Below are 12,144 nucleotides of genomic sequence, written 5' to 3'. Positions count from 1 at the left end.
GTCTGCACCGGATGTTCTTGGTCGAACCTTGACTGCCGCGCAGCTTCACGCGGGTGATGACATGACCGAGCTTCATACCAGCACCCATTTCAGTTCAGCCTGCAAGTCGATCAACGGCTGAAGATACCGTTCCACGATCTCGCCGGTATCGCCCGCCATTGCAGGCAGACCCGGATTGATCGCTGCTACGACGTCCCCCCGGCTGTTAAGGACCGGCACCGCGATGGAAGGCAGCCCCACTTCGACTTCCTGATCGATCACCGAGAATCCGCTCTCTCTTACATCGCGCAAAATCTGAATGAGTTTTTCGGGGTCAGTTTCCGTGTACGGGGTTCTCCTGACCAGCGATCCCGAAGCCAGTTTCTGCCTGACAACGCGTTCAGGCAGCGATGCCAGCAGGACGCGTCCCATCGATGTGCAGAATGCAGGCAGACGAGATCCGGGCATAAGTGTGATCGACACGACCTTCTTCTGCACCGCCCGCACGACCAAGACCGCTGCTGGCCGACGCCTCTGATATTGATTGACGCGCACGGTCGCTGCAGAAGGAGTCGATGACCTGCAGCCCATTGGCATGGCCACCCATCATGCCCATGGTCGCGATTTGCATGTTCTTTCCGTGCGATACCCGAACCAATTTTCTATAGCGTACGCCAGCGGTAATGGTCCAACTGATCCCTTGCGAAAGACCGGCAAGGCGCTCTTCCTCGATAGAGCGGGCAGGATCACCCTGAAAACGCTTGACGGGGAACGACCACACGCAGTGCCACGACTGCCAAGACAAATGGTCGAATGGCTGGCCGAAGAAACGATCGCCGCCGCCGTCAAGGCCGATATACAGGCCTTGGATCGTCGTTATATTCTTTATGGACACCGGCTCGCCTGGTGAACCGTTCGTACAGGATGTATCGGATCGGTGGCGACGCCCCCGCGGTGTGTCCCGACGTTGACAATTTCCACTTTGGAAAGCCCGGAGAAGGCCGCCAGACCAAGGCTGAGGTAGTTGTAGACGGACGGGAACGGGCGATGACATCGATGCGGGGGCGATGCCCGCCATGCCGAATGTTAGCGCGGCATCCCGCCGGTCCAGAATTCGGGACAGATCGTCAACCGGCCACCGATCAGGCGCGCCTCAGGTCTGTCCGGCACGCTCCTGCCGTTGCTGGGGCGCCAGGTTGCCCTGATCACGCATTGCGGATCTCAGGCTGCGCTATCAAGACAAATCTTTCGAAGGGATCGCCCCTCGACGAGTTCGGCTATGAATTCCAACGGGGAAAGATGGTAGCGGAGGAGGGATTTGAACCCCCGACACAAGGATTATGATTCCTCTGCTCTAACCAACTGAGCTACTCCGCCACGGGTGTGGGGCGATGTAAGGGGTGGCGCAGGGGGCGTCAAGCGGTTTTCTGGGACAGATCCGAACAAACTCCGACGCCGTGCCTCATCTTGTTGTGCCGCCTGAAATCCGCCGACGCAGCCCGTCCAGTCCGATGTCGCAGAATTGCGGAAAACAACATTGACGGTCGCTTGGCAGAACATAGATCAGAGACGTTTCCAGCGCTGGAACCGTCGCTGACGCTGCGCCCACACGGGTCGCTATCCGCGCGCCTTCACCACCTGCAGCAGCGGCATCAGGTCGGCCATCTCGGGACCGTGCGCCTGCCCCGTGACGGCCTTGCGCAGCGGCATGAACAGCCCCTTGCCCTTGCGGCCGGTCGCGGCCTTCACCTGCGCGGTCCACGTGGCCCAAGTGTCATCTTCGTAGGGCGGCGGCGGCAGCAGCGCCATCGCATCTGCGATGAAATCGGCATCCTCGGGTTCGATCTGCGGATCGGCCCCGGTGCTGAAGATGCGCCACCATCCGGCCAGATCGTCCAGCGTGGTGATGTTCTTTGACGTCACGCGCCAGAACCGCGCGGCCTGTTCATTCGGGACGCCAAGCGCGAGGATCCGGTCCTCGACCGCCTCGAACGGCAGCGACTGGGTCTTTTCACGGGTCAGTGGCCACAGATCCTCGGCATCGAACTTGGTAGGCGATGCGCCGAACCGGGACAAGTCGAACTCGTCAGCCAATTCGTCAAGACCTGCCAGCGTCACCGGCTGACCCGACCCAAGCCGCGCCATCAGCGACAGCAGCGCCTCTGGCGCCACGCCAGCTTCGCGCAGATCCTTCAGCGACAGCGCGCCGATCCGCTTGGACAGCTCTTCGCCCTTGGCACCGGTCAGAAGGCTGTGATGGGCGAAGTTGGGGGGTGTTCCGCCGATCGCCTGAATGATCTGGATCTGCGTCGCGGTATTGGTCACGTGATCCGATCCGCGCACGATGTCGGTCACGCCCATATCGGTGTCGTCCACCGATGACGCGAAGGTATAAAGAACCTGCCCGTCGGCACGGATCAGCACCGGATCGCTGACCGAGGCCGCGTCGATCGAGATGTCGCCCAGGATGCCGTCATCCCATTCGATCCGCTGGTGATCCAGACGAAAGCGCCAGTAGCCGTCGCGGCCCTCGGCGCGCAGCCGATCCTTGTCCGCGTCCGACAGGTTCAGGCCGGTGCGGTCATAGACCGGGGGCTTGCCCATGTTCAGCTGCTTCTTGCGCTTCAGATCCAGTTCGGTCGGGGTTTCGAACACCTCGTAAAGCCGACCCGATTCGCGCAATTGCCGCGCAACCTCGGCGTAACGGTCCAGACGCAGCGACTGCCGTTCGACACGGTCCCAGTGCAGACCCAGCCATTCCAGATCCCGCTTGATCCCATCGGCATATTCCTCCTTGCTGCGTTCCTGATCGGTATCATCAAGGCGCAGGATGAAGGTGCCGCCAGCCTTTCGCGCGATCAGATAGTTGAACAACGCGGTCCGCAGGTTTCCGACATGGATGTTGCCGGTGGGTGACGGTGCGAAGCGGGTGGTGGTCATGGGCTGTCTCCTGTTGCCGTTGCTCTTTCACAGAAGCCGATTCTTGTCCATATCAGGGAATGAACGCAGGAGGTGTGGATGACGGACTGGGACGGGATCAGGGCACCTGACGCGAACGAGATCGAGGCCATGGCACGGGCCGCGCTGGTCACGCTGCCGGCAAGGTTCGCGGGGCACGCACAGGATGTCGCGATCCGGGTCGCCGAATTCGCGCCCGACGACGTGCTGGACGAACTGCAGATCGACGATCCGTTCGAACTGACCGGGCTGTACGACGGCATCCCGGTGACCGAGAAATCGGTGGCCGATCAGCCCGAAGGGCCGGACATCGTCTGGCTGTTCCGCCGCCCCTTGCTGGACGAATGGGCGGCGCGCGGAAACGTGACCCTGGGCGAGCTGATCACCCACGTCGTCACGCATGAACTGGCCCATCATTTCGGCTGGTCCGACGACGACATCGCGCATATCGACAGGTGGTGGGAATGACCCTGCCCGGCAGCGAGACCCAGGCCCCGATCCTGACGGTCACGCTGAATCCGGCGCTGGACCTGTCCACCGCCGCCGACGAGGTGCGCCCGGACCTCAAGCTGCGCTGTGACAAGCCGGTTGTCGATCCCGGCGGCGGCGGCATCAATGTCAGCCGCGCGATCAAGATTCTGGGAGGGCAGTCCACGGCGATGGTCGCGCTTGGCGGCGCGACCGGCACCCGGATCGCGGATCTGCTGAAATCCGACGGGCTGTCCATCCTGCGCCTGACCGCGCCCGGCGAGACGCGACAATCGCTGGCGGTCACCGATCGCACAACGGGCAGCCAGTATCGTTTCGTCATGCCCGGCCCTGAATGGCACACGACCCATGTCTCCGACATGATGTCAGCGATTTCGGAAACCGCGCGCGCGGGCGGCTGGGTGGTCGTCTCGGGGTCCAACCCGCCGGGCGTTGCACCCGGCTTCGAACAGATGCTGACCGTGCGCCTCAAGGATGGCCGGGCGCGGCTGCTGGTCGACACGTCAGGGGAGGCGCTGCAGGCGCTTGCAGGTTCGTCAACACCGGTCGATGTGCTGCGCATGGACAGCCACGAAGCCGAGGCACTGGCGGGCCGCCCCCTGCCCTTGCGCAGCGACAGCGCCGCATTCGCCGCCGTGCTGGTCAGGGAAGGTGCCGCCAGGTCCGTCATCGTCGCCCGTGGCGCAGACGGGTCGGTGATCGCCGGCCCCGACGGCGCGTGGCATGCCGAGGCAGCGCGCGTAAGGGTGGTCAGCGCGGTCGGCGCAGGGGACAGTTTCGTGGCGGGGTTCGTCCTGGCCCGGGCCCGCGAATGGCCCGTGGAAGAGGCGCTTGCACTTGGTGCCGCAGCCGCCTCGGCTGCGGTCATGACACCGGCGACCGAGCTGTGCCACGCCCATGACGTCGAACGCATGTTCGCCGAACGCGTTGTCACCCGGATCTGACGCAGCCCCCGAAGCAGGCCCCGGCAGCACATGCCGGAAAAAAAAGAGCCGCCCCGAAGGGCGGCATGGGTTCTTCATGCGGGAAGGCAGACGCGGATCAGGCGGCCTCGGCCTCTTCCGCCTCGGCGGCCATGCGGCGTTCGCTTTCCTCGCGCGACAAGGCGACCGATGTGCGGACACCCTTGGACACGAATTCCATCAGGCCCTTCACGACCCGTTCGTTCGGATCGATGCCGGCACAGCTCAGCACTTCGCGACCATCGCGGGACCGGGCCCAACGCGCGATCTGGTCGGGGCCGTTACCGTATTTCTTGTCATCGGCGATGGCATCATCCAGCGCCGCCAGCACCACGGCCGCAAAAAGCTTGCGGGCGCGCTGGCCTTGTTCGAAATTGAAAGCTGAGCCGTCAACAAAATCACGCATTCCATTCGTCCATTCTTATGCGGACCTCGGGTCACCAAGGCCCTTGCGGGAGGAACATGACGCAACCCCGCGTTTTTTCTTTCCGTTTCTTCGACGGTGCCGCCTGCAATAGACCAGAACCCCGCCGATTCGATATTCCCGCAACCGCATAGCTGCCATGCATAGCCCGCATTCCATGTAAAACTCAGAAGAAATTTACATGTCATTGCCGGGATCGGCGGCGGATCGCCGCTGATCCTGCCTTGACAACGCGCCAATCCTGTATTGGTTGCCTCTGTGTGCTGCTGCGGATATAGGAACGCGACACCGCCGTTCAACGCCCGGACGCGCGGATTTTCCGTAACATCCGACAGAGTATGGTTCATGCCCAAGATAAACGGCAACGAAATTCGCCCCGGCAACGTGCTGGAACATGACGGCGGCCTGTGGGCCGCCGTGAAAGTCAATCACGTCAAACCCGGCAAGGGCGGGGCCTTTGCGCAGGTCGAGCTGAAGAACCTTCGCGACGGTCGCAAGCTGAACGAACGGTTCCGCAGCGAGGACAAGGTCGAACGCGTGCGTCTGGATCAGAAGGACCAGCAATTCCTGTACGAGACCGACGGCCGGCTGGTCTTCATGGACAGCGAAACGTTCGAACAGACCGAGCTTGATGCCGATCTGCTGGGTGAACGTCGGCCCTTCCTTCAGGACGGGATGACCGCAACCATCGAATATTACGGCGACGAGGCGCTGTCGGTGTCGATCCCGCAGAAAGTCACCTGCAAGGTCACCGAGACCGAGCCGGTGGTGAAGGGCCAGACGGCGGCGAACAGCTACAAGCCTGCCATCCTCGACAACGGCGTGCGCATCATGATCCCGCCTTTCGTGGGCGAAGGTGAAGACATCGTCGTGAACACCGAGATGTTCGAATACAGCGAACGGGCCTGAGGCCGCCCCGACCGCGTCCGATCCGAACATCACGGGCGCGGGACGGCCGCCCTGCCCCCGCATTTTCGGAGAAAGCCCATGCGCGATGCGACCAATCTGATCGGGCGCATCCTCATCGCGCTGCTGTTTCTGGGCGGCGCGGTGCAGAAATTCGCCGACCCGGCCCCCGCCGCACAGATGATCACCGGGATCGGCTTGCCCGGTGCGTTGATCTGGCCGGTGGCGGTCTTTGACGCCATCGCCGCGCTGGCCTTGGTCCTGGGGCCGCGCGTCGGGATCTGGGCCGCGGTGATGGCGGTCTATTGCATGGCGACCAGCTGGTTTCACTGGCAGCTGCGGGCCGACCCGTGGCAGGTCACCATCTTTGTCAAGAATTGGGCCATCGCGGGCGGTCTGCTGATCCTGGCGGCCCAAGGTCCGGGGCGGTGGGTGATCTGGCGCTAGGACACGCCGCCCGGCTCTTGGCCAGGCGCGGCCTGGGGGGCGAACAGGTCAAGCTGGGCGGGCTCATCAGGCGCGATGTCCAGAAAGCCCGACAAGGTGACGCCAAGCAGCCGTGCCCCGCGCGGGTCGGGCAGCACCTGCCGGATCAGCGCGCAGGCCTGATCCAGCAACTCGGCCTCAGAGCCGACCGGGCGCGGCAGGCTGCGCGCCCGTGTGATTTGCTGAAAATCAGAAAACTTGACCTTGGCCGTGACCGTCCGCCCCTGCAGGCGATGGCGGCTGACATGGTCCCACACCTTGCGCGCCAGGGGAGCGAGCGCGTCATCGGCCGCCTCGAGCGTCATCAGGTCGGTGAAATAGGTGTTCTCGGCGCCGACGGATTTGCGGATCCGCTCTGGCCGGACCTGCCGGTGGTCGATCCCGCGTGAGATATTCCAGTAATATTGCCCCGCCTTGCCAAAGCGACGGGTCAGAAAATCCAGATCCTGCGCGCGCAGGTCGGCGCCCGTTTCGATCCCCATCGCGTTCATCTTCGACGCGGTCGCAGGGCCGATGCCGTGAAACTTGCCGACCGGCAGGTGCAACACGAAATCGGGGCCGCGTTCAGGCGGAATGACGCAAAGCCCGTCGGGCTTGTTCTGGTCCGAGGCCAACTTGGCCAGAAACTTGTTATAGCTGACCCCCGCGCTGGCCGTCAGGCAGGTCGCCTGCAGGATTCGCGCGCGGATCTCTTTGGCGACCTGGGTCGCGGTCTGTCCGGGCCACAGATGGTCGGTCACGTCCAGATAGGCTTCGTCCAGCGAAAGCGGCTCGATCAACGGCGTGTAGTCGGCGAAGATGTCGCGGATCTGGGCGCTGACCTCGCGATAGACATCGAAGCGGTGCTTGACGAAGATCAGGTCCGGGCACAGACGTTTTGCCGTGACAGACGGCATGGCGGATCGCACCCCGAACACCCGCGCCTCATAGCTGGCGGCCGCGACCACGCCGCGCAGGCTGGAGCCGCCGACCGCGACGGGCGTGCCGCGCAGTTCGGGGTGATCGCGCTGCTCGACCGAGGCATAGAACGCGTCCATGTCGATATGGATGATCTTGCGCAGCGTGGGCTGCGCGTCGGGGGCCATGTCGGCCCCACGGCTCATGCGGCGAAGATGCGGGCCGGGCCAGCCTCCATGCCGTCACCCAGCCGGTCAAAGCGGACATGCGCAAGGCCCCGCCCGCCCGACTGGGTGAACAGCGTGCCGACCGCACGCCCGTCGCGGGTGATCTGGGTGCCGACCGGTGCCTCGCCCTCGACCCGCAGGGTGGTCAGACCCTTGCGCAGCTCGGCCTTGTGCTTCATCCGCGCGGTGACTTCCTGCCCGACATAGCATCCCTTGCGGAAATCGACGCCGTGAAGACGCTCGAAACCGACCTCCAGGATGAACGTCTCGTTCGGGATCAGTTCGATCAGCGTCTCGGGGATGCAGTGCTCGACCCTGATCGCATCCCAGTCGCTGCCGTCATCGCCCGTCTGTCCATAATCTCGCCAGCCAAGGGCATCGTGGCGCGGATCGGCGATGGCGCCGTCAGGCACCGGACCGGTCCCGCGGGCGACGGTCATGTCCGTCGGCTGCAATTCGACCCTGGACCTCAGCTTGTACATCGACAATCGCCGGATCAGGTCGTCAGCCAGCCCCGCATCGACATCCAGCAGCAGCGCATCGTCGCCTGGCACGATCAGGAAATCCGCCAGATACTTGCCCTGCGGTGTCAGCATCGCAGCCCAGCACGGCGCCCGCGTCACGTCGTTCGTGACCAGCCCTTGCAGGAATTCGACGCGATCCTCACCCGTAACGCGAATGATCTTGCGGTTCATAGCTCGTCTCCGAATTGCAGTGCCACAAGCCGGGCATAGGCCCCGGCCTTTGCCATCAACTGGTCATGGCTGCCTTGCTCGACAACCCGTCCCGCCTCGATCACGACGATCTTGTCGGCATTTCGGATGGTGGACAGCCGGTGCGCGATGACCAGCGTGGTCCGCCCCGCCGACAACCTGTCCAGCGCGTCCTGCACCAGCCGTTCGCTGGCGGTGTCCAGCGCGCTGGTCGCCTCGTCCAGCAGCAGGATCGGCGCATCGCGCAGAACCGCCCGCGCAATCGCGATGCGCTGGCGCTGACCACCCGACAACGACGAACCGCGCGGGCCGGCGGGACTGTCCAGACCGCGCCCCATGGGATCGACGAAATCGGTGACATGGGCCGCCTGCAGCGCGGCGGTCAGGGCCTGATCATCCGCGCCCGGTCGGCCCATCAGGATATTGTCACGCAGGGATTCGTCGAACAGCGCCGATTCCTGCGCCACGGTCGAAAACTGATCCCGCAGCACGCCCAGATCATAGTCCGACACCGGTATCCCCCCCAGAGACACGCTGCCGCTGTCGGGATCGACCATCCGGGTCAGCAGGTTGAAGACGGTGGACTTGCCGGCCCCCGACGGTCCGACCAGCGCGGTGGTGCGCCCGGCCTCGGCAGTGAAGTCCAGACCGCGCAGCACCGGCTGACCGTCATAGGACAGCCACACATCCCGCAGCGCCACCGACATGTCGGGCGGCGGCTCGCGCCGCGCCCCCGACACGATGCCTGAACGGGTGTCGAACACCTCGTAGATCCGTTCCAGGCTGGCGGCAGCGGTCTGCCACGTGCCGGCCAGCCCGCCAAGCCGGCGCATCGGCTGAAAGGCCAGCGCCAGGGCGGTGAAGAACGACATGAAATCCCCGACGCTGCGTTCGCCCTGCATCACCTCTCGGCCGCCAAGGGCCAGCACGGCGACGAAGCCGATCCCGGTGACGATATCGGTCAGCGCCGGGATGACGCTGCTGGTCGCGGCAACCTTGACCTGCGAGTTGCGGAATCGTTCGACGATACGCTGGAAGCGAAGGGTCTGATCGGCCTCGGCCCGGTTCAGCCGGATCGAGGTGATGCCGTGCATGATCTCATCCAGCCGCGTGGCGCGGGCGCTGGCGGTGGCGCGGTTCTGACGCATCTTGCGGCGGATATAGCGTTGCACAAGCGCGGCCGGGACGATCAGCAGCGGCGCGCCGACCATCGCCCCCAGCGTCCAGACCGGATCCACTGTCAACGCCACCCCGAACAGCATCACCAGCGAGATCGCGTCCCGCGTGGCCCCGGTCAGCAATGTGGACCAGACACCCTGAACGGCCATCGTGTCACCCTGGATCCGCTCGATCAGCGCGCCCGGCGCATTGTCGCGAAAGAACCGCCCGTCAAGCGTCAGGATATGGGCCAGAAGATCGGTCTGCATCCTGGTCGAGATATCCAGCGAAATCCGCGTCAGCAGCGACTTGCTGGCGACCAGTGTCACCGCGCGCAGCAGGAAGATGCCGAAGATCGATCCGCCGACCCACCAGATCGCGCCGGGTTCTTTACCGACGAAGACCAGGTCGAACAGCGGCTTCAGCATCCAAGAGATCAGCGCAAGCGTCGATCCTTCCAGCGTCATCAGCAGAAAAGCCAATGCCATGAGCCAGCGATGCGGACGCAGATAATCCGCCCAAAGCCGGCGAAACAGGGAAGTGGTCGGGACGGACTGGATCACGGGCTGCGCGGACCTTCCTGCACCGGTTATCGTGTTCCGCCCAGCCATAGCCCGGTCCGCCGGTCACGGGCAAGCCGACAGGTGAGGCGCGGCGTGTTGACAGCCGACTTGGTGCCGAGAGATCGCAAATCGGGATGCGCCCGGTGATACGCCAATCGCGAATCGCGGTCCGGTGGCGTTCCCCCGCGTCACGGCTTGTGCCGCGCCAGCGTCACCTGCAAGTTCTGAGAAACGCAATCCGGGGAGAGAGTCCATGCTGCCACCGATCCTGCAAGATCTGCGCATTCCCGTTGTCGGCTCGCCGATGTTCATCGTCTCGGGGCCGGAGCTGGTCATCGCCCAATGCAAGGCGGGGATCGTGGGAAGCTTTCCGGCGCTGAACGCCCGCGAGAAGGACGGCGAACCGCCGCTGCTGGATGTATGGCTGACCCGGATTACCGAAGAGCTGGACCGACACAACCAGGCCAACCCCGACCACCCTGCCGCACCCTTCGCCGTCAATCAGATCGTGCATCGCAGCAATGCAAGGCTGGAACGCGACATCGAGATCTGTCACCGCCACAAGGTGCCGATCTGGATCACTTCGCTGGGGGCCCGCCCCGAGGTGAACGCGGCGGCGCATGATTGCGGCGGTATCGCGTTGCACGACATCATCAACAACGTCTTCGCCAGAAAAGCCATCGACAAGGGCGCCGACGGGCTGATCGCGGTTGCCGCCGGTGCCGGCGGCCACGCCGGGCCGCAATCGCCCTTCGCGCTGATCCAGGAGATCCGCGAATGGTTTGACGGCCCCTTGCTGCTGTCCGGATCGATTGCGACCGGCCGCGCGGTGCTGGCCGCACGGGCGATGGGTGCGGATCTGGCCTATATCGGCAGCCCGTTCATCGCCACGGACGAGGCGAATGCGCAGGCAGACTACAAGCAGATGATCTGCGACAGCGGTGCGATGGATATCGTGACCTCGTCGCTCTTCACGGGCGTGTCCGGGAACTACCTTGCGCCGTCGATCCGCAATGCGGGATTGGACCCGGACAACCTGGATCAGGCTGATGCAAGCGCGATGAATTTCGGACAGGGATCGTCAAAGGCGAAGGCCTGGAGCCAGATCTGGGGGGCTGGCCAGGGAATCGGCGCGATCCACGACATCGTTCCGGCGGCGGATCTGGTCGGCCGGCTGGCCCGCGAATACGCCGAAGCGAAGGCGGAATTGGCGCGATTGTGACCTTTGCGAAACGGGCCCGGCATCCCATATAGGGCTGCGACAGGACCCGATCCGTGGAGGGCGACTTGGCTTATCAGAAGACGAAGGACGCGATCGACCGGCTCACGCCGGAGCAGTATCGCGTGACGCAGGAAAATGGCACTGAACGTGCCTTTACCGGCGAATACGATCATCATTTCGAACCGGGCATCTATGTCGATGTGGTGTCCGGCGAGCCGCTGTTCGTCAGCGCGGCCAAATACAATTCGGGCTGCGGCTGGCCCGCCTTCACCAAGCCCATCGACGAGAACGTGACCGAACATCGCGACGTCTCGTTCGGGATGGTGCGGACCGAGGTGCGGTCGCGCCACGGCGACAGCCATCTGGGCCATGTGTTCCCGGATGGACCCGCCGAACAGGGCGGGCTGCGCTATTGCATCAATTCGGCCTCGCTGCGCTTCGTTCCGAAGGATCGGATGGCGGCGGAAGGCTATGGCGACTATCTGGCTCAGATCGAGGAGGCTTGACATGACCGAACGCGCTGTTCTGGCGGGGGGCTGTTTCTGGGGCATGCAGGATCTGATCCGGCGCATGCCCGGCGTGATTTCGACCCGGGTGGGTTATACCGGCGGCGATGTTCCCAATGCCACCTATCGCAACCACGGCACCCATGCCGAAGGGATCGAGATCATCTTCGATCCGTCGATCATCAGCTATCGTCAATTGCTGGAGTTGTTTTTCCAGATCCACGACCCGACCACGCCGAACCGGCAGGGGAACGATATCGGGCCCAGCTATCGTTCCGCGATCTATTACCTCGATGACCGGCAGCAGCAGGTTGCGCGCAATACGATCGAGGATGTCGAGGCTTCGGGGCTTTGGCCCGGCCGGGTGGTGACCGAACTGGCCCCCGTGGGCGATTTCTGGGAAGCCGAGCCCGAACATCAGGACTATCTGGAACGGTTTCCGAACGGCTATACCTGCCACTTCCCGCGTCCCAACTGGGTGCTGCCCAGACGGAGCGCCGCCGAATAGGCGGCGCGACCTGAAGGGGGCAACGACCCGCAGGGTCGTTTCATCCGGATCAGAAGACCAAGGCGCCGCGAAGCAAGCTTCGCGGCGCTTCCTGCGTCCCGCGATGGCGCCGCCGTCAAACGCGGCACCTGCGGCGGATGGCGCTC

At 64.1% G+C, this 12,144-nt stretch carries 14 protein-coding genes and 1 tRNA gene; 7 read left to right on the top strand and 8 right to left on the bottom strand.

Features of this window, described 5'->3' with window-relative positions; all coding sequences use genetic code 11:
• Positions 1 to 72: 72 nt before the first annotated feature.
• The 4 genes from J7359_RS14255 to gltX form a co-directional block, all read right to left on the bottom strand.
• Positions 73 to 411 (bottom strand): IclR family transcriptional regulator C-terminal domain-containing protein, encoded by a 339-nt coding sequence (locus J7359_RS14255; protein ID WP_247740412.1) that lies wholly within the window; start codon positions 409 to 411, stop codon positions 73 to 75.
• Positions 380 to 874 carry a hypothetical protein gene (locus J7359_RS19965; RefSeq protein WP_247740411.1) on the bottom strand — a complete coding sequence of 165 codons (495 nt, stop codon included), beginning with the start codon at positions 872 to 874 and terminating at the stop codon, positions 380 to 382. Before J7359_RS19965 ends, J7359_RS14255 begins: the two co-directional genes overlap by 32 nt.
• Before the next feature lie 405 nt (positions 875 to 1,279).
• A tRNA-Met gene (locus tag J7359_RS14245) sits at positions 1,280 to 1,356 on the bottom strand.
• A 240-nt stretch (positions 1,357 to 1,596) separates the two neighbouring features.
• Positions 1,597 to 2,919: a glutamate--tRNA ligase gene (gene gltX / locus J7359_RS14240; protein WP_209057574.1), complete on the bottom strand. Its 1,323-nt coding sequence runs from the start codon at positions 2,917 to 2,919 to the stop codon at positions 1,597 to 1,599.
• Between the two features lie 78 nt (positions 2,920 to 2,997).
• Between gltX and J7359_RS14235 the strand changes: the two genes are divergently transcribed.
• Positions 2,998 to 3,405 carry a metallopeptidase family protein gene (locus tag J7359_RS14235; RefSeq protein WP_209057571.1) on the top strand — a complete coding sequence of 136 codons (408 nt, stop codon included), beginning with the start codon at positions 2,998 to 3,000 and terminating at the stop codon, positions 3,403 to 3,405.
• On the top strand, positions 3,402 to 4,370 hold the full coding sequence (locus tag J7359_RS14230; RefSeq protein ID WP_209057569.1) for a 1-phosphofructokinase family hexose kinase: 969 nt from the start codon (positions 3,402 to 3,404) through the stop codon (positions 4,368 to 4,370). Before J7359_RS14235 ends, J7359_RS14230 begins: the two co-directional genes overlap by 4 nt.
• 97 nt (positions 4,371 to 4,467) lie before the next feature.
• Here J7359_RS14230 and J7359_RS14225 read toward each other — a convergent pair whose 3' ends face one another.
• Positions 4,468 to 4,794: a DUF6280 family protein gene (locus J7359_RS14225; protein WP_209057567.1), complete on the bottom strand. Its 327-nt coding sequence runs from the start codon at positions 4,792 to 4,794 to the stop codon at positions 4,468 to 4,470.
• Positions 4,795 to 5,157: 363 nt separating this feature from the next.
• Here J7359_RS14225 and efp point away from each other — a divergent pair, with 363 nt between their 5' ends.
• Positions 5,158 to 5,721 carry an elongation factor P gene (gene efp, locus J7359_RS14220; protein WP_209057564.1) on the top strand — a complete coding sequence of 188 codons (564 nt, stop codon included), beginning with the start codon at positions 5,158 to 5,160 and terminating at the stop codon, positions 5,719 to 5,721.
• A 78-nt stretch (positions 5,722 to 5,799) separates the two neighbouring features.
• Entirely contained in the window at positions 5,800 to 6,165 is a 366-nt protein-coding gene (locus J7359_RS14215) for a DoxX family protein (RefSeq protein WP_209057561.1), read from the top strand.
• On the opposite strand, the gene dinB is transcribed toward J7359_RS14215, so the two are convergent.
• The 3 genes from dinB to J7359_RS14200 are packed head-to-tail and all read right to left on the bottom strand — an operon-like array spanning position 6,162 to position 9,687.
• The gene (gene dinB, locus J7359_RS14210; protein WP_247740410.1) at positions 6,162 to 7,307 is read right to left on the bottom strand and encodes a DNA polymerase IV; all 1,146 of its coding nucleotides are present in this window, start codon (positions 7,305 to 7,307) and stop codon (positions 6,162 to 6,164) included. The genes J7359_RS14215 and dinB overlap by 4 nt on opposite strands.
• Positions 7,304 to 8,023: a folate-binding protein YgfZ gene (locus J7359_RS14205; RefSeq protein ID WP_209057559.1), complete on the bottom strand. Its 720-nt coding sequence runs from the start codon at positions 8,021 to 8,023 to the stop codon at positions 7,304 to 7,306. The genes dinB and J7359_RS14205 overlap by 4 nt, the downstream gene beginning before the upstream one ends.
• On the bottom strand, positions 8,020 to 9,687 hold the full coding sequence (locus J7359_RS14200; protein ID WP_247740422.1) for an ABC transporter ATP-binding protein: 1,668 nt from the start codon (positions 9,685 to 9,687) through the stop codon (positions 8,020 to 8,022). Before J7359_RS14200 ends, J7359_RS14205 begins: the two co-directional genes overlap by 4 nt.
• A 328-nt stretch (positions 9,688 to 10,015) precedes the next feature.
• Here J7359_RS14200 and J7359_RS14195 point away from each other — a divergent pair, with 328 nt between their 5' ends.
• From J7359_RS14195 to msrA, 3 genes are all read left to right on the top strand, one after another.
• Positions 10,016 to 10,984, top strand: a complete 969-nt coding sequence (locus tag J7359_RS14195) for a nitronate monooxygenase family protein (RefSeq protein ID WP_209057555.1) — start codon at positions 10,016 to 10,018, stop codon at positions 10,982 to 10,984.
• 65 nt (positions 10,985 to 11,049) lie between these two features.
• Positions 11,050 to 11,490 (top strand): peptide-methionine (R)-S-oxide reductase MsrB, encoded by a 441-nt coding sequence (msrB, locus tag J7359_RS14190; RefSeq protein ID WP_209057552.1) that lies wholly within the window; start codon positions 11,050 to 11,052, stop codon positions 11,488 to 11,490.
• 1 nt (position 11,491) lies between these two features.
• Positions 11,492 to 11,998 carry a peptide-methionine (S)-S-oxide reductase MsrA gene (gene msrA, locus J7359_RS14185; RefSeq protein ID WP_209057549.1) on the top strand — a complete coding sequence of 169 codons (507 nt, stop codon included), beginning with the start codon at positions 11,492 to 11,494 and terminating at the stop codon, positions 11,996 to 11,998.
• Positions 11,999 to 12,144: the final 146 nt, after the last annotated feature.

The organism is Paracoccus sp. R12_2 (assembly GCF_017744015.1).
In the GTDB taxonomy this organism is placed as follows: Bacteria; Pseudomonadota; Alphaproteobacteria; order Rhodobacterales; family Rhodobacteraceae; genus Paracoccus.
Note: the sequence above shows the minus strand (reverse complement) of the source record. Positions and strands in the feature narration are given on the sequence as shown.